The organism is Kitasatospora sp. NPDC056181 (genome assembly GCF_042266225.1).
Classification (GTDB): Bacteria; Actinomycetota; Actinomycetes; order Streptomycetales; family Streptomycetaceae; genus Kitasatospora.
In genome coordinates this window covers 19,257-36,196 of sequence record NZ_JBHJUK010000093.1, presented here as the reverse complement: position 1 = coordinate 36,196, position 16,940 = coordinate 19,257, and the positions used below count along the sequence as shown (strand labels likewise).

Below are 16,940 nucleotides of genomic sequence, written 5' to 3'. Positions count from 1 at the left end.
CCGGTCGCCGCCCCGGCTCCGGTCGCCGCCCCGGCCCCCGTGGCCGCTCCGGTGGCCCCGGCCCCCGTCGCGCCGGCCGCCCCGGTGGCCGACAGCGGGGACGCCTACGTCACCCCGCTGGTGCGCAAGCTCGCCGCCGAGCAGGGCGTCGCCCTGGCCTCCGTCACCGGCACCGGTGTCGGCGGCCGGATCCGCAAGCAGGACGTCATCGCCGCCGCCGAGGCCGCCAAGGCCGCGCCGGCCCCCGTCGCCGCCGCCCCGGCCGCAGCGCCGAAGGCCGCCGCCGCGCCGTCCCCGCTGCGCGGCGAGACGGTCAAGATGACCCGCATGCGCAAGGTCATCGGCGACAACATGCTGAAGGCCCTGCACGAGCAGGCCCAGCTGACCAGCGTGGTCGAGGTGGACGTCACCAAGATCATGTCGCTGCGCGGCAAGGCCAAGGACGCCTTCCTCGCCCGCGAGGGCGTCAAGCTGTCCCCGATGCCGTTCTTCGTCAAGGCCGCGGCCCAGGCGCTGAAGACCAACCCGGTCGTCAACGCCCGGATCAACGAGGCCGAGGGCACCATCACCTACTTCGACACCGAGAACATCGGTATCGCGGTGGACTCCGAGAAGGGTCTGATGACCCCGGTCATCAAGGGTGCGGGCGACCTCAACATCGCCGGCATCTCCAAGAAGACCGCGGAGCTGGCCAGCAAGGTGCGCGGCAACAAGATCACCCCGGACGAGCTGTCCGGCGCCACCTTCACCATCAGCAACACCGGTTCGCGCGGTGCGCTGTTCGACACCGTGATCGTTCCGCCGAACCAGGTCGCCATCCTGGGCATCGGCGCGACCGTCAAGCGCCCGGTGGTCATCGAGTCCGACGGCGGCACCGCCATCGGCATCCGCGACATGACCTACCTGTCGCTCTCCTACGACCACCGCCTGGTGGACGGCGCGGACGCCGCCCGCTACCTGGTGGCCGTGAAGGAGATCCTGGAGGCCGGCGAGTTCGAGGTCGAGCTCGGCCTGTAAGGCTCCCGGCTACACCGGCAGCACCCCGGAACCCCGCGTCGTCCCCGGACGGCGCGGGGTTCCGCGCTTCCCGGCACGGGATTCCGCGCCTCCCGACGCGGGCGGGTTCCGCTTCCCGACGTGGGGCCGGCGGGCCCGGGCCGCGGGTGGACGGGCGGTGCGGTCACCGCCCGGCGGTCCGGGCTTCGGAAGAACGGGCGTTTCGCGGGCCCGTCGCATGCGCGGGCGCGGGCGAACGGGGATGCTGGAGCCGTGATGGACGAGACCGACTTCTGGCAGATCATCGACGACACCCGGGAGGCCGCCGACGGCGACCCGGACGAGCAGGCGGAACGGCTGGTGGAGCGGCTCGTCCAACTGACCCCGGACGACGTCATCGACTTCGCCCGGCTCTTCGAGGCGCGGTTCCAGCGCGCCTACCGCACCGACCTCTGGGCCGCGGCGTACCTGCTGCTGGACGGCGCCTCCGAGGACAGCTTCGACTACTTCCGCTGCTGGCTGATCGGCCAGGGCCGGGACGTCTTCGAGGGCGGGCTCCACGAGCCGGACGACCTCGCCGACCTGCTCCCCGACTTCGACGAGGAGGAGGACGGCGAGGCGGAGGACCTCGGCTACGCCGCCGACGAGGCGTACGAGCAGCTGACCGGGCTGCCGCTGCCCGAGGTGGGCGGGCGGCAGCCCGCGCGGCCGTCCGGTGCGGCCCTGGACTTCGACGACCCGGACGCGATGGCGAAACGCTTCCCCAAGCTCTGGGAGCGCTACGGGGACTGACTCCCCGGGCCGGGACGGCCGTGCCTCAGGTGCCGGAGCCGGAGGCGCTGCCGTCCTGCTTGATGCCCTTGAGGATCTGGTCGAGGACGCCCGGGTCCGGCGCGCCCGCGGCGTCGTCCACGCCGCCCTCGAAGGCCACGTAGCCGCCGCCCTTGGCCGGGACGGCCACCATCAGCACGTAGCCCTTGGTGCCGTCCGAGGTGGTGATGTGCCAGCGGACCGCGTACCCGGAGACGCCCGCCACCGTGGTGTTGGAGGAGCCGGCGTCGGTGTGCGAGGTGATCCCCGTGAAGATCGCAGCCGCGTAGGTGGGCATCGCCGCCTCGGCGGCGGCCCTGGCCGTGCTCCCGGGGATGGTGTCCTTCTCGACCGAGAACTGGCCGCGGATGCAGGAGCCGCCGGTCGGGCAGGTGTACCGGCCGCTGCCCAGGAACACCGTCGAGTGCGAGGTGTCGGTCTGCGCGTCCCAGCCCTGGAATATCGGCACGGTGATGGAGTGCTGGGTGTCGGCGGCGGTGTCCTTGACCACCGGCACCGGCGGCAGGCTCGGCGGGGGCGTCGGGGTCGGCGTCGGGGTGGACGGGCGCTTGGTCGGGGTCGGGGTCGGGGTGTCCGTGACGGTGACCGTCGGCGTCGGCGTCGGGTCCGCCTGCGGGGTGTCGTCGCCGCTGCCGACCACGATCGCGACCACGAGGCCGACCACGACCAGCACCCCGGCCACGATCCCGATGACCACGCCGGGCTTGGTCCCCCCGGGACTCGGGGGCGGCGGGTAGCCACCCTGCGGATAGCCGTAGCCGGGCTGGCTCTGCGCCGGGTAGCCGTACCCGGGCGTGCCCTGCTGCGGGGCGCCGTAGCCGTACGCGGGCGGCTGCGCGGGGGCCGACTGCTGCGGGGTCTGCCAGGAGACCTGCGTCGGGGCGTCGGCGAGCCCGCCGCCGCCCGCCTGGACGGGGCGGACGTCGCTGGTCCAGGCGGCGCCGTCCCACCAGCGCTCATGACCGGCCGTGCCGTCCGCACCCGGTACCGGGTACCACCCGGGAGGCGTCGAGTTGCTCACGGCCGTACGGTACCCGGCGTGGCGCTACTCCAGACAGGTTGGGTGTGTCACGACTCTGCTACCACCCGTGCCCGGGTTCCGGCGGGTCGTCAGGGCCGTGGCACGGGTGGTGCGCACGGTGCGGATCGCCCCGTGCGGGCCGTGCGGGGCGGGCCTGGGCATGACCGGCGGCGTGGCGCCCCGGCCCGGCCGGCGGCCCGGGGCCGGGAGGTTCAGGCCGTGAGCGAGCGGGCCATCCAAACGTCGTCCACGTACTGGCCGTCGATCAGGAACTCCTCGGTCAGCGAGCCCTCGACGACGAAGCCGCAGGCCTCGTAGAGGCGGCGGGCCGGGGTGTTGTGCCCGAGCACCCGCAGGGTGATCCGGCGGGCGCCCTGCTCCCGGGCGGCCGTGCAGGCCGCCTCCACCAGCGCCCGGCCGAGGCCCCGGCCGCGGACCGAGGCGTCGACCGCCAGGCCCTGGATCTGGCGCACGTGCTGGTTGCTGACCAGCGGGGTGGGCCGGACCACCCGGATGTAGCCGACGATCCGGCCGCCGAGCAGGGCGAGCGTGAACTGGTCCGGGGTGTGGCGCTCGTCGAACACCCCGTCACCCTCCGGCGCCTGCGGGGCGACCTCGCTCAGCCAGGACCAGGCCGCGCGGTTGAGCTCGGAGAGCTCCTTCTCGTCCTCGGCCTGCGCGGGACGGATGATCAGATCTTCGTCGGGCATGCGCGTCATGCTAATCAGCGACCTGCGGGCTGTACACGGAGTTGCAGCCGCCGGGAACTGCGAGGATGACCCCATGCGCATCGCGGTCACAGGCTCCACGGGATTGATCGGCTCGGCACTCGTCCGCTCACTGCTGGCGGACGGCCACGAGGTGGTCCGGCTGGTCCGGCACCGCTCCCGGACCGGCCCGCAGCCGGACGGGACGACGGCGATCGGCTGGAACCCGCTGCTCGGTCAGGTGGACCGGGACGGGCTGGCCGGGGTCGAGGCGGTGGTGCACCTGGCGGGCGCCGGGGTCGGCGACCACCGGTGGACGGACGCCTACAAGCGGGAGATCCGGGAGAGCCGGGTGCTCGGCACCGAGACGCTGGCCGTCGCACTGGCCGGGCTGAAGGAGCCGCCGCGGGTCCTCGTCAGCGGCTCGGCCGTCGGCCTGTACGGGCAGACCGGGGACGCGGTGATCGACGAGGCCTCCCCCGCAGGGGACGACTTCCTGGCCGAGGTCTGCGTCGAGTGGGAGGCCGCCGCCCGGCCGGCCGAGCGGGCCGGGATCCGGGTGGTCCACCCGCGCACCGGCCTGGTGCTCTCCGCCAAGGGCGGGGCCGGCGAGCGGCTGTTCCCGCTCTTCAGGCTGGGGCTCGGCGGGCGGCTCGGCGACGGCCGGCAGTACTGGAGCTTCATCTCGCTGGCGGACGAGGTCGCGGCGCTGCGGTTCCTGATCGACCGTGACGACCTGAGCGGCGCGTTCAACCTCAGCGCGCCGGACCCGGTGACCAACGCCGAGCTGACGGCGGCGCTCGGGCGGGTGCTGAAGCGGCCGACGCCCTTCCCGGTGCCGACGGCCGTGCTGAAGGCGGTGCTGGGCGAGCTGGCGATCGAGGTGGTGGGCAGCCACCGGGTGGTGCCGAAGCGGCTGCTGGAGGCGGGCTTCCGCTTCGAGCACCCGGACGTGGACTCGGCGGTACGGGCGGCGCTGTAGCGGGGCGGGGGCGGGGGCTGGTCCTGCGGGGTCCGCGGGTCCTGAGGGCTCTGCACGGATCGGCGGGTCCTGCGGGTCTGCGAGGATCCGCGGGTCTGCGGGGCCTGCGGGTCCTGAGGGCTCTGCCGGTCCTGCCGGTCCTGCTGTGCCGGCGGGCCGTTGTGGGCCCGCGTACGCCCGCCCCGGCGACGGCCCCGGCCAGGGGCATATGCCGAACAGGGGGCGGTCGGGGCTCCGACAGGGGGCGCACGGGAGCATGCAGCGGGCGCGTCGCACGCCCCCGGTGACCGTACGCGCCCGCCGACCCCCGATCCCGGCCGCTGGGGCACACAGTCCGTGACGGCGCCCCGCCCCGTGCGGCCACACCCTCCCCGGGCCCCGGATACGGCCCGATGCACTTGTCTGATGCTCTTACTGACTGGGCATCACATCGTCGGACCGTGTCCCGGCACCCCGCTGCCTACGTCGGCCGAAGCTCCGGGACCAGGGAGGGAGCACGCCAGTGCCCACGTACGACTTCACTCGCCGCGCCCGCCGGCAGTCCGACCCGGACGTCGTCGTGGTCGGCGCCGGACTCGCGGGCCTGACCGCCGCCCGCGTGCTGACCGGCCACGGACTGACCGTCCACGTCCTGGAGGCCACGGACCGCATCGGCGGCCGGATGGCCACCCGCGAACTGGACGGCTTCCGGCTCGACCACGGCAGCCAGCTGCTCAACACCGCCTACCCCGAACTGCGCCGCGTCCTCGACCTGGACCGCCTCGAACTGCGCCCGCTCGCGCCCGGCGTACTCGTGCACAGCGGCGGCCGCCGGTACCGCGCCGGGGACCCGCAACTGACCACCGCCCGGCAGGCCACCACCCGCGCACCGCTGGGCAGTCCGCTGGACAAGGCCCGGCTGGGCAGCTGGCTCGGGCGGCTGGCCGCCACCCCGGCCGGCCGGCTCCAGGCCCGGCCGGAGACCACCGCCGCCCGTGCGCTCGCGGAACGCGGCCTCGCCCCGCGCACCGTCGACGGCTTCCTGCGGCCGCTGCTCGCCGCCCTGCTCAGCGACCCGGCCCTGGGCACCTCCAGCCGGATCGCCGACCTGGTGCTGCGCAGCTACGCGCGCGGCCGGCTCTGTCTGCCCGCCGGCGGGATCGCGGCCGTGCCGGCCCAGCTGGCAGCCGGCCTGCCCGCCGGGACCGTACGCACCGGGGTGCAGGTCACCTCGATCGCGGCCGACGGCGTGGAGACCGCCGGGCACGGCCGGATCGGTGCCCAGGCCGTGGTGGTGGCGACCGGTGCGCGGTCCGCCGCCGGACTGCTGCCGGGCCTGCGGCTGCCCGGCTTCCACCCCGTCACGACCTTCTACCACGCGGCCGACCGGGCACCGATCGGCGAGGCCGTCCTGCTGCTGGACGGCGACCTGCCGGGCGGGCAGCCGCCACTGGTCTCGCACTCGGTGGTGCTCAGCGAGCTGCACCCCTCGTACGCCCCGGCCGGCCAGGCACTGGTCGCCACCACGGTGCTCGGGCGGCGTTCCTTCGACGCCGGCGGGCCGGCCGCGCTCGAACCGGCGGTGCGTACGCGGCTGGCGGAGCTGTACGGCGCGCCGACCCGGGGCTGGCAGTTCCTCAGCGTGCGCCACGTCCCCGACGCGGTGCCGGCCATGCCGCCGCCGCACAACAGCCGGCGCCCGGTGCGGCTGCTGGCCGGGCTGTACGTCTGCGGGGACCACCGGGACACCAGCACCGCCCAGGGCGCGCTGGTCTCGGGCCGGCGGGCGGCACAGGCCGTCGTGCGCGACCTCGGGCTGCCGTCCGGCGCCCGGGAGGCCGAGGCGGCCGCCTGACGCCGGACGCTCGCGGGCTCCTCGTGGGGGCGGGCGTGCGGGCCCCTCCCGGGGCGCCGCGAGGTCGCCGTCGGAAGGGCCCGCGGGCTCGTCGCAGAGGCGCCCGGGGCGCGGCCCGTGAGGGCGTGAACACGCGGACCGGCTGCCGCGACGGTGACCGAACGCGTGCCAGTATGCCGATATGACCGCTATTCGGAGGGTTTCCGTCCCCCGCCAGGGGCCGGCCGCCCGGTGAGCGCCGACTTCCAGGTCGAGCCGCTCTCCCTCGTCCTCATCCCGGCCGCCGCGGTGGCCGCACCGCTGATCGCCGACCGGCTGCTGCGGTGGATCGCCGTCCCCACCGTGGTGTTCGAGATCCTGCTCGGCGTACTGATCGGCCCGGACGGCCTGGCCTGGGTACACGTCGACGGCCTGGTCGACGCGATCTCCCAGTTCGGCCTGGCCATGCTGATGTTCCTGGCCGGGTACGAGATCGACTTCGCCAAGCTGCGCGGCGGCCCGCTCAAACGGGCGGGCGCCGCGTGGCTGGTGACCGTGGTGGTGGCACTGGGCATCGGTTCGCTGGCCAACCACGTCCCGCTGGACGGCACCTTCGCCGGGCTCGCGCTCACCACCACCGCGCTCGGCACCATCCTGCCGATCCTGCGGGACGCGGGGGAACTGCCGACCCCCTTCGGCTCGCTGGTGATGGCCACCGGCGCGGTCGGCGAGTTCGCGCCGATCATCGCGATCGCCGTCCTGCTCAGCGGCAACGCCCCGGCCAGGAGTGCGCTGATCCTCGGCGTGTTCGCGGTCATCACGGCGGTCGCCGTGGCCTGTGCCCGGCGGCCCCGGCCCGGCTGGATGACCAGGCTGATGCGCCGGACCCTGCGCACCTCCGGCCAGTTCGCCATCCGCACCGTGATCCTGGTGCTGGGCACGATGGTGGCCGCCGCGCTCCGGCTCGACCTCGACATGCTGCTCGGCGCGTTCACCGCGGGGATCGTCGCCCACCTGCTGCTCTCCGGTGTGCCCGAGGCCGAGGAGGAGGTGATCGAGGCCAAGCTGGAGGCCATCGGCTTCGGCTTCCTCGTCCCGGTGTTCTTCGTGGCCAGCGGGATGAAGTTCGACCTGGACGCGCTGCTGGGCGACCCCGGCACCCTGCTGCTCGTGCCGGGTTTCCTGCTGCTGTTCCTCGCGGTGCGCGGGACGCCCGCCGCGTTCCTCGCCCCGGCCGGGCTCGGCCGGCGCGACCGGGGCGCGCTCGGCCTCTACGCCGCGACGGCGCTGCCGCTGGTCGTGGTGATCACCACGATCGAGGTGGACGCCGGACACCTGCCCTCGTCCACCGCGGCGGCGCTGGTCGGCGCGGGCATGCTCTCGGTGCTGCTCTTCCCGCTGCTGGCGCAGCGGCTGCGCGGCGACGTCCGCCCGCCGGCCGCCGAGGGCGACCGGCCGCGGGTGAACGCCGAGAGCTGGTAGTCGTCCGTCGGACCGCCGCGCCCGCCTCAGATCACCCCCGCCTGGCGGGCCGTCTCCTCGAAGGCGCGGGCCACCGGGCTGCCCCGGTACGGGGTCAGCCGGCGGTGGAAGTCCCGCACGTACTCCAGCGAGCGGGCCGAGCGCATCTCGCCGGCCGCCCGCAGGGCGTCGGTGGCCATGGTGCACGCCTCGTCGAGGTCGCCCATGCCGAGCCGGGCGGTGGCCAGGACCAGCCGGCAGAAGATCCGGCTCCGGGCGTAGGCGGGCGAGCGCAGCCGCAGCGACTTCTCGGCGTGCTGGGCGGACGTCCGCCACTGCTGGAGGTCCCGGTAGCAGTGGGCGAACTCGTCGGAGAGCTGAGCCTCGTCGAAGTAGCGTGCCCAGGAGGGCAGTTCGTCACCGCCCCGGGCCGCGGCCAGCGACCGTTCGGAGCGGACCAGCGCGGTGGTGCAGGCCCGGACGTCGCCGAGCAGGCCGTGCCCGCGCGCCTCGGCGGCGTGCAGCAGCGCCTGCACGGTGGCCGGCACCGCGGTGCCGACGCCCTGCTGGGCGACCCGGGCCAGCTGGACGGCCTCCCGGCCGTGGCCGAGGTGCACCGCCTGCTGGCTCATCGTCACCAGGACGTAGCCGCCGAGCGGGCGGTCCCCCGCGGCCTGGGAGAGCCGCAGCGCCTGGACGAAGTAGCGCTGGGCCAGGCCGTGCGCGGCGATGTCGAAGGACGTCCAGCCGGCCAGCCTGGTCAGGTCGGCGACGGCGCCGAACAGCGCCCGGCCGATCTGCTCGCCGTAGCGGCCGCGCAGCATCGGCTCGGCCTCGCTCTCCAGGTAGCGGACCAGCGCCTGGCGGGCGTGGCCGCCGCCGTAGGCGTGGTCCAGGGCGCGGAAGAGGTCCCCGACGGCGCGGATGGCGGCGATGTCGCCGCGGCCGACCCGCAGCGCCGGGCGCTGTTCGCGGGCCGGGTCGGTGTACGGCGGCTCGACGGCGACGGGCGGGCGGCGGCTCTGGGTCGGCACCCGGCCGAGCGCGGTCGACGCCTGGCCGGCGGCCGAGGCCGCGGCTGGAGCCGGCGGCCGGGGCGAGGGCGCACCGGAGGGCCCGGACGCCGATCCGCGCGCCGGGGGTGCGGCGGACGCGCCCGGCTCGATGGCGGGCGGCGCGCCGGGCGCGTCCGGCCGGGGCAGGGTGGAGCCGTCCCGGGCGACGCGTTCGTCGGTCCGGCCGATCAGCCAGTCCCGGCTGGGGACGACCAGCCCGGCCGGGGTGAAGGCGATCCGGCGCAGCTCGGACTGCGGGCCGTTGTCCTTGCGCCACATGCTCGCCACGATGTCCACCGCCTCCTGCGGCGTCTCGGCGAACTCCAGGCCGGCGTAGACCGGCGCGCAGGCGTCCAGGCCTAGGTCCTGGGCGGTGAGGCGGCGGCCGAGCCGGCGGGTGAAGACCTCGGCGATCAGCGCCGGGGTGGCGCCGCGCGGCTGCTGGCCGCGGAGCCAGCGGGTGACGGAGGTCTTGTCGTACCGCAGGTCGAGGCCGTGCTCCAGGCCGAGCTGGTCGACCCGGCGGGCGAGGCCGGCGTGCGAGAAGCCGGCCTCCTCGATCAGCGCGGCCAGCTGGCCGTTCTGCGGGCCCGGGCCGGAGTGGCCGGCCGTCGGCGGGGACGGCACGGGCGCGGCGGGTGCGGCGGGCGCGGGCGGAGCCGGCGCCGCGGAGCCGTCCGGGACGGAGTCGTCCGGGGCGGCGGGGCCCTGGTGCCGTTCGGGCGTGACGGACGTGATCTGCACGGGCACTCGCAACTCGTCGGCGGTCGGGGCGTCGGGGGCGTCCGGAAGGGCCCGGCCGACCGGATCCCTGTGCTGGTCGAGCGGGTCGAGCGGTCCGTACGCCGGGCTGTCGGTTGCAGGCCGTTGGGGCATAGTCAGTCAACACCTCTCGGACGCCGCACCGGCTCCACCAGCACTTCGGCTGCCCGTGGCGGCGCCCCCTGTCGGGAATCGGCGCGAATGTAGCGAGCATTCGGGCGCTATGGGTGGTTCTGGCCGAGCAATCCTCCGAACGGGTGAACCATCGGCGCCCATTGTGGGGAAGCCCGGACAAGATGGGTTTGGCTCCGGGTGGCTGAACCGCCGATCGGCCGTCGTAGTGCCGACCACCACAGTTCACCGGCCTGCTGTAGGCCACCACCACATAGGAGCCGGGCCGCCGGATTCCTACCGTTCTCGGCCATGGACACCACTTCAGCCCGCCCGCTCGACGGCCGTACGGCCCTGGTCACCGGGGCCGCCTCGGGCATCGGCCGGGCCTGCGCGGAGGCGTTCGCCGAGGCCGGCGCCCGGGTCTACGTCGTCGACCTCGCGGCCGCCCCGGCCCGGGAGGTCGCCGAGCGGATCGGCGGCGTCGCCCACGTCGCCGACCTCTCGGACCCGGAGGCGGTCGAGGGCCTGCCGGACGACGCCGACATCGTGGTCAACAACGCCGGCCTCCAGCACGTCGCGCCCGTGCACGAGTTCCCGCTCGAACGCTTCACCCTGATCCAGCGGGTCATGGTCGAGGCCCCGTTCCGCATCCTGCGCCGCACCCTGCCACACATGTACGAGCAGGACTGGGGGCGGGTGGTCAACATCTCCTCCGTCCACGGCCTGCGCGCCAGCGCGTTCAAGTCGGCCTACGTGACCGCCAAGCACGCGCTGGAGGGGCTGAGCAAGACGGTCGCCCTGGAGGGCGCGCCGTACGGCGTCACCAGCAACTGCATCAACCCCGGCTACGTCCGCACCCCACTGGTCGAGCGGCAGATCGCCGGCCAGGCGCTGGCGCACGGCATCCGCGAGGACGAGGTGGTGGAGCAGATCATGCTCGACCGCACCGCCGTCAAGCGGCTGATCGAGCCCGACGAGGTGGCCCAGCTCGCCGTCTGGCTCTGCTCCCCGCACGCCTCCTACATCACCGGCGCCAGCCTCCCCGTCGACGGCGGCTGGACCGCGCACTGACCCTCCCCCTCCCGTCCCCCGTCCCCCGTCCCCCGTCCCCCGTCCCCCGTCCGAGAGGCTCGACCCCCATAGCCAGTTCTCCCACCGCCGCCAGACCGGGCTCACCACTGTGGAAGGTGGTCGGTGCCAGCCTGATCGGCACCACCATCGAGTGGTACGACTACTTCCTGTACGGCACGGCCGCCGCACTGGTCTTCGGCAAGGTGTTCTTCCCGGCGAGCGATCCGCTGACCGGAACGCTGCTCTCCTTCCTCACCTACGCGATCGGGTTCGCCGCCCGGCCGCTCGGCGCACTGGTCTTCGGGCACTTCGGCGACCGGGTCGGCCGCAAGAAGCTGCTGGTCGTGAGCCTGCTGCTGATGGGCGGCTCGACCACGCTGATCGGGCTGCTGCCGACGTACCACCAGGTCGGCGTGGCGGCGCCGGTGCTGCTGACCCTGCTGCGACTGGTGCAGGGCTTCGCGCTCGGCGGCGAGTGGGGCGGCGCGGTGCTGCTGGTCTCGGAGCACGGCGACCAGCGGCGGCGCGGGTTCTGGGCGTCCTGGCCGCAGGGCGGCGCGCCGGCCGGGAACCTGCTGGCGGCGGGCGTGCTGTCGCTGCTGACGACCGTGCAGTCCGATGCGACCTTTCTCGCCTGGGGCTGGCGGGTGCCGTTCCTGCTCTCCGCGCTGCTGGTCGCGGTCGGGATGTGGATCCGGCTGGCGGTGGACGAGTCCCCGCTGTTCAAGGAGGCGCTGGCCCGGGCCGAGGCGCGCAAGGCCTCGCAGCGGCAGCCCGAGCAGCCGCCGCTGGTCGCGGTGATGCGCCACCACTGGCGGGAGGTGCTGGTGGCGATGGGCGCGCGAATGGCGGAGAACATCTCGTACTACGTGATGACCACGTTCGTCCTGGCGTACGCCGTGACACAGGTGCACCTGCCCAAGCAGACCGCGCTGAACGCGGTACTGATCGCCTCCGCGGTCCAGTTCGCCCTGATCCCGCTCTTCGGGGCGCTCTCCGACCGGGTCGGCCGCAAACCGGTGTACCTGGCCGGAGCGGTGGGCGTCGGGATCTGGGCGTTCGTCTTCTTCGGGCTGGTGGACACGCGGTCGTTCGGCTCGCTGGTGCTGGCGGTGACCGTCGGACTGGTCTTCCACAGCGCCATGTACGCACCGCAGGCCGCCTTCTTCTCCGAGCTGTTCGCCACCCGGATGCGGTACTCGGGCGCGTCGATCGGCGCCCAGTTCGCCTCGGTGGCGGCCGGCGCGCCCGCGCCGCTCATCGCCACCGCGCTGCTGAAGGACTACGGCAGCTCCACCCCGATCGCGGTGTACGTGGCGATCGCGGCGGCGATCACCGTCCTCGCGGTGGTCTGCGGCCGGGAGACCCGGGGCAGCGACCTGGCGGAGACCGAGCCGGCCGCACCGGGAGCCGAACCGGGATCCGCTCCCGGGGCCGCGGTGGCCGGGGAGCCCGCGACCGCCTGACACCCCGTTCGACGGCCGGCGCTCCTGACCGCACGAGCGCCGGCCCGCCACGGGCACCGGGGCTGAACAGCTACGATCGCGCTTCCGTCCCTGGGGCCTGTGACCCACTGCCGATTGGCGGCCGTACCGTGAACGACCCCCTCCCCCACACCGGCTCGGCGCCCGCGCTGCGGCGGCTGCTCGACCTGCTCGCCTCCGGCGCCGCCACCGAGGACTTCGCCGACGTGCTGGCCGACGCCCGCCGCCGGGGAGCGCCGGGCGCCGTGCTGAGCGAGATCGACGACGCCACCTGGCAGGCGCTGCGGGTGCACCGGACGCTGCGTCAGCACCGCCGACGCGAGGCCGAGCTGACGGCCCTTTTCGACACCGCCGGGGACCTCGCCGCCTCCCGGGACCTCGACACCGTGCTCCAGGCGATCGTCCGCCGGGCCCGGATGCTCCTCGGCACCGACACCGCCTACCTGACCCTCCCGGACGAGGCCGCCGGCGACACCTACATGCGGGTGACCGACGGCTCGGTGTCCGTGCTCTTCCAGACCCTGCGGCTCAGCCTCGGCGACGGCCTCGGCGGCCTGGTCGCCCAGACCGCCCGCCCGTACGCCACCCCCGACTACCGGACCGACGAGCGCTTCCACCACACCGGCACGATCGACGCCGGGGTGCTCGACGAGGGGCTGGTGGCGATCATCGGGGTGCCGCTGCTGCTCGGCGGGCAGGTGATCGGCGTCCTGTTCGCCGCCGACCGCTCGCCGCGCGCCTTCTCCCCCGACGAGGTCGCACTGCTCTGCACCCTGGCGGCGCACGCCGCGATCGCCCTGGACACCGCCAAGTCACTGGCCGACACCCGGGCCGCGCTCGCCGAACTGAACACCGCCAACGAGCTGGTCCGGGCCCACGCCGCCGCCGTCCAGCGCGCCGAGCAGGGCCACGACCGGCTCACCGACCTGGTGCTGCGCGGCGCCGAGGTGCCGGACGTGGCCGCCGCGGTGGCCGCCCTGCTGGGCGGCGAGATAGCCGTGCTGGACACCGGCGGTGAACCGCTGGCGGGCCGGGCCGCGCCCGCCGAGGGGCTGGCCGAGGCGGTGGCCGCGTCCCGCTCCGAGGGCCGGTCGGTGCGGCACGGCGACGCCTGGGTCTGCGCGGTGCTGGCCGGGCAGGAGCCGCTGGGCACCCTGGTGCTGCGCGGCCGGCCCGGCCTGGACGACGCCGACCGGCGGTTGTTCGAGCGGGCCGGCGTGGTCACCGCGCTGCTCCTGCTGCTGCGCCGCTCGGTCGCCGAGACCGAGAACCGGGTCCGCGGCGAGCTGCTCGCCGACCTGCTCACCGCCCCCGACCGCGACCCGGCCGGGCTGACCGCGCGCGGGCGCCGGCTCGGCGTGGACCTCGGCCGCCCGCACCTGGTGCTGGTCGCCGAGCCCGCCGGCGCCCCCGGCACCGCCGCCACCGACCGCAGCCGGCTGGCGGGCGCCGCCGGGCGGTACCTGTTCGGATCGCGCGGCATCAGCGCGGAGCACGGCGAGGCCGTCGTCCTGCTGCTCCCGGACGACGGCTCGGCGGGCGCCCCCCAGGAGGCGGCCGAGCGGGCCGCCCAGCGGCTCGCCCGGCTGGCCGGGTTCCCGGTCACCGTGGGCGCGGGCCGGCCCGCCGCCGGCCCGGTGGCGCTCGCCGCCTCGTACGCCGAAGGCCTGCGCTGCGTCCGGGCGCTGCGGGTGCTCGGACGGGCCGGGGACGGCGCCTCGGCCCGGGCACTCGGCTTCCTCGGGGTCCTGCTCGGGGACGGCCACGACGTGGACGGCTTCGTCGGCGCGACGCTCGGCCCGCTGCTGGACTACGACGCCCGGCGCGGCACCGAACTGGTCCGGACGCTGCGCGCCTACTTCGACTGCGGCGGCAGCCTGACCCGGGCCAAGGACGAGCTGCACGTCCACGTGAACACGGTGGTGCAGCGGCTGGACCGGGTCGAGGTGCTGCTCGGCCGCGACTGGAACCACCCCGAGCGCTCGCTGGAGCTCCAGCTGGCGCTGCGCCTCCAACTGCTCGCGGGCGCCTGAGCGGACCGCCGGACCCGGGCCGCCCTCGGACACCTGAACGACCGGTCACGGCCGGGGCGTACAGTGGCGAGGTTGGTCTCGAACGCCTGGCAAGGAGCAGCAGCAGTGAGCGAGCGAACCATCGAGAGGTCCGCGCTGCGCGACGTGACCGCCGAGCACGGTGAGGTGGGCGCATGAGCGCGAACGTGCGGTTCGTGCGGATGGGCATGGGCGAGGGCGCCGTCCCCTACCAGGAGGCCTGGGCCGAGCAGCAGCGGCTGCACGCGCTGCGGGTCGCGGACGAGATCCCCGACACCGTGCTGCTGCTGGAGCACCCGCCCGTCTACACGATGGGCCGGCGCACCAACCCGGCCGACCTGCCGCTGGACGGCACCCCGGTGGTCGAGGTCAACCGGGGCGGCGAGATCACCTGGCACGGCCCCGGCCAGCTGGTCGGCTACCCGATCGTGAAGCTCCCCGAGCCGATGGACGTCGTCGCGTACGTGCGCCGGCTGGAGGAGTCGCTGATCCGGGCCTGCGGCGACTTCGGCGTGGAGACCACCCGGGTCGAGGGCCGCAGCGGGGTCTGGGTGCTGGGCGAGGCCATCCCGGACGCGGTGGTGGACCCGTCGCAGGTGGTCGACCTCGGCAAGCTGACCCTGCGGATGGGCCTGCCGCTGGGCATCGACCCGCGGCTCGCCGGGCCGGAGTACGCGCCGTCCAACGCGGGGCAGCGCGGCGACGACCGCAAGCTCGCCGCGATCGGCGTGCGCGTCTCGCGCGGGGTGACCATGCACGGCTTCGCGCTGAACTGCAATCCCGACATGACCTGGTTCGACCGGATCGTGCCGTGCGGCATCCGGGACGCGGGCGTCGCCTCGCTCTCCGGCGAGCTCGGCCGGGAGTTCCCGGTCGGCGAGGCGCTGGACGCGGTCGAGAAGCACCTGGCGGACGTGTTCGCCGCACTGCCGGAACCGGCACTCAGCCGCTGACCGGCAGGGCCCGGGCCGTCCGCCCGGGCCCTGTCCGGGGCCGTCCGCCCGGCCGTTCCGGGCAATCCCCCGGAACGCCCGGGGAATCTACCCGCCGGTAGCGATGTTGCCCTGCGATTGCGGGCTGCAGGCCCGGCGAAAGCCGTACAAGCACAGGCGTACCCTGGGGGTACCCCGTCTAGTTCTAGGAGTCGCACGTGTCCGCTGTCGCACCCGACGGCAGGAAGCTGCTCCGCCTGGAGGTCCGCAACAGCGAGACCCCCATCGAGCGGAAGCCCGAGTGGATCAAGACCCGCGCGAAGATGGGCCCGGAGTACAACGCCCTCCAGTCGCTGGTGAAGAAGGAGGGGCTGCACACGGTCTGCCAGGAGGCCGGCTGCCCCAACATCTTCGAGTGCTGGGAGGACCGCGAGGCGACCTTCCTCATCGGCGGTGACCAGTGCACCCGCCGCTGCGACTTCTGTCAGATCGACACCGGCAAGCCCGCCGAGTTCGACCGCGACGAGCCGCGCCGCGTTGCCGAGTCCATCGTGACCATGGACCTCAACTACGCCACCATCACCGGCGTCGCCCGCGACGACCTGGAGGACGGCGGCGCCTGGCTGTACGCCGAGACGGTGCGCCAGGTGCACGAGATGACGGCCGCGCGCGAGGCCGGGCGCACCGGCGTCGAGCTGCTGATCCCCGACTTCAACGCGGTGCCCGAGCAGCTGGCCGAGGTCTTCTCGTCCCGCCCCGAGGTGCTGGCGCACAACGTCGAGACGGTTCCGCGGATCTTCAAGCGGATCCGGCCCGCGTTCCGCTACGAGCGCTCGCTGGACGTCATCACCCAGGCCCGCGCGGCCGGGCTGGTCACCAAGTCCAACCTGATCCTGGGCATGGGCGAGACCCGCGAGGAGGTCAGCCAGGCGCTGGCCGACCTGGTCGGCGCCGGCTGCGAGCTGATCACCATCACCCAGTACCTGCGCCCGTCGCTGCGCCACCACCCGGTGGAGCGCTGGGTGAAGCCGCACGAGTTCGTCGAGCTCCAGCAGGAGGCCGAGGAGCTGGGCTTCGCCGGCGTCATGTCCGGCCCGCTGGTGCGCTCCTCGTACCGCGCCGGGCGGCTCTACCGGCAGGCCCTGGAGCGCCGCGAGCAGGCGGCGGTCTGACCGGACCGGCGACTTCAGGCCACCGAAGGGCGGAGCCGAGGCTCCGCCCTTCGGGTTCTTCGGGTTCATCCTGCTTTGACTGGCAGGTCACGGACTGGTAACACGGGGTGGTGATGATGAGACCGTTCGAATCATTTCCGCCACGAGGGGAGCTGTTCGACATGCAGGTCGGCATCCGGTCCGTGGGCACCGCGCTGCGGCTGGCCGAGAGCGTATTGCTGGCGGGCGGCCAGCGCCAGGCCCGGCGCAACGCCTGGGCGGCGGTCTGCGAGAACCGCCGGTACGCGGCGGACCGCGAGCGCGACACGCGCCCCGGCAGCCCGGCAGCCGGGGCGGCACACCGGTAGCGGCGCCCGCCCGGCAGGCCGCGCACCGCCCGCCGGGTGCCCGGTGTTCGTACCCGTACGCAACCGCGCGGGTTCACCCGGGTCACGGTTCGGGGCGAACGGGCACCCGGGCTTGGATATCCCGTACCCACGGCACGTACC

14 protein-coding genes are annotated in these 16,940 nt (G+C 74.7%); 11 read left to right on the top strand and 3 right to left on the bottom strand.

Going from position 1 to position 16,940, the window contains the following annotated elements; translation table 11 throughout:
* Nucleotides 1-1,017: 2-oxoglutarate dehydrogenase, E2 component, dihydrolipoamide succinyltransferase (gene sucB, locus ACFC1F_RS29055; protein WP_376162665.1), on the top strand; the 1,017-nt coding region annotated here is incomplete at its 5' end.
* 255 nt (nt 1,018-1,272) lie between these two features.
* A complete protein-coding gene (locus ACFC1F_RS29050; RefSeq protein ID WP_209411888.1) occupies nt 1,273-1,788 on the top strand; it encodes a DUF4240 domain-containing protein in 516 nt (171 codons plus the stop codon).
* A gap of 25 nt (nt 1,789-1,813) precedes the next feature.
* On the opposite strand, the gene ACFC1F_RS29045 is transcribed toward ACFC1F_RS29050, so the two are convergent.
* Both ACFC1F_RS29045 and ACFC1F_RS29040 read right to left on the bottom strand, forming a co-directional pair.
* Nucleotides 1,814-2,848, bottom strand: coding sequence for a DUF2510 domain-containing protein (locus ACFC1F_RS29045; protein WP_376162663.1), 1,035 nt, complete (start codon nt 2,846-2,848; stop codon nt 1,814-1,816).
* Nucleotides 2,849-3,060: 212 nt separating this feature from the next.
* Nucleotides 3,061-3,567: a GNAT family N-acetyltransferase gene (locus ACFC1F_RS29040; protein ID WP_376162661.1), complete on the bottom strand. Its 507-nt coding sequence runs from the start codon at nt 3,565-3,567 to the stop codon at nt 3,061-3,063.
* 64 nt (nt 3,568-3,631) lie between these two features.
* Between ACFC1F_RS29040 and ACFC1F_RS29035 the strand changes: the two genes are divergently transcribed.
* The 3 genes from ACFC1F_RS29035 to ACFC1F_RS29025 all read left to right on the top strand — a co-directional run bounded on the left by ACFC1F_RS29035 (nt 3,632) and on the right by ACFC1F_RS29025 (nt 7,832).
* On the top strand, nt 3,632-4,537 hold the full coding sequence (locus ACFC1F_RS29035) for a TIGR01777 family oxidoreductase (RefSeq protein ID WP_376162659.1): 906 nt from the start codon (nt 3,632-3,634) through the stop codon (nt 4,535-4,537).
* A gap of 502 nt (nt 4,538-5,039) precedes the next feature.
* Nucleotides 5,040-6,371 (top strand): NAD(P)/FAD-dependent oxidoreductase, encoded by a 1,332-nt coding sequence (locus tag ACFC1F_RS29030; protein ID WP_376162657.1) that lies wholly within the window; start codon nt 5,040-5,042, stop codon nt 6,369-6,371.
* Nucleotides 6,372-6,602: 231 nt separating this feature from the next.
* Nucleotides 6,603-7,832, top strand: a complete 1,230-nt coding sequence (locus tag ACFC1F_RS29025) for a cation:proton antiporter (RefSeq protein ID WP_376162655.1) — start codon at nt 6,603-6,605, stop codon at nt 7,830-7,832.
* A gap of 26 nt (nt 7,833-7,858) precedes the next feature.
* Here the strand turns inward: ACFC1F_RS29025 and ACFC1F_RS29020 are convergent, their stop codons facing one another.
* Nucleotides 7,859-9,742 carry a regulator gene (locus ACFC1F_RS29020; RefSeq protein WP_376162653.1) on the bottom strand — a complete coding sequence of 628 codons (1,884 nt, stop codon included), beginning with the start codon at nt 9,740-9,742 and terminating at the stop codon, nt 7,859-7,861.
* Between the two features lie 309 nt (nt 9,743-10,051).
* On the opposite strand from ACFC1F_RS29020, the gene ACFC1F_RS29015 reads away from it, so the two are divergent.
* The 6 genes from ACFC1F_RS29015 to ACFC1F_RS28990 all read left to right on the top strand — a co-directional run bounded on the left by ACFC1F_RS29015 (nt 10,052) and on the right by ACFC1F_RS28990 (nt 16,799).
* Complete coding sequence (locus ACFC1F_RS29015; protein WP_376162651.1) at nt 10,052-10,813, top strand: 3-hydroxybutyrate dehydrogenase; 762 nt, start codon at nt 10,052-10,054, stop codon at nt 10,811-10,813.
* Between the two features lie 68 nt (nt 10,814-10,881).
* On the top strand, nt 10,882-12,279 hold the full coding sequence (locus ACFC1F_RS29010; RefSeq protein ID WP_376162667.1) for an MFS transporter: 1,398 nt from the start codon (nt 10,882-10,884) through the stop codon (nt 12,277-12,279).
* A 128-nt stretch (nt 12,280-12,407) separates the two neighbouring features.
* Entirely contained in the window at nt 12,408-14,330 is a 1,923-nt protein-coding gene (locus ACFC1F_RS29005) for a helix-turn-helix domain-containing protein (protein WP_376162649.1), read from the top strand.
* A gap of 173 nt (nt 14,331-14,503) precedes the next feature.
* Nucleotides 14,504-15,301 carry a lipoyl(octanoyl) transferase LipB gene (gene lipB / locus ACFC1F_RS29000; RefSeq protein WP_376162647.1) on the top strand — a complete coding sequence of 266 codons (798 nt, stop codon included), beginning with the start codon at nt 14,504-14,506 and terminating at the stop codon, nt 15,299-15,301.
* A gap of 197 nt (nt 15,302-15,498) precedes the next feature.
* Nucleotides 15,499-16,452, top strand: a complete 954-nt coding sequence (gene lipA, locus ACFC1F_RS28995) for a lipoyl synthase (RefSeq protein WP_209416663.1) — start codon at nt 15,499-15,501, stop codon at nt 16,450-16,452.
* A 161-nt stretch (nt 16,453-16,613) separates the two neighbouring features.
* Nucleotides 16,614-16,799 carry a hypothetical protein gene (locus ACFC1F_RS28990; protein ID WP_209416662.1) on the top strand — a complete coding sequence of 62 codons (186 nt, stop codon included), beginning with the start codon at nt 16,614-16,616 and terminating at the stop codon, nt 16,797-16,799.
* The last annotated feature ends 141 nt before the right edge of the window (nt 16,800-16,940 follow it).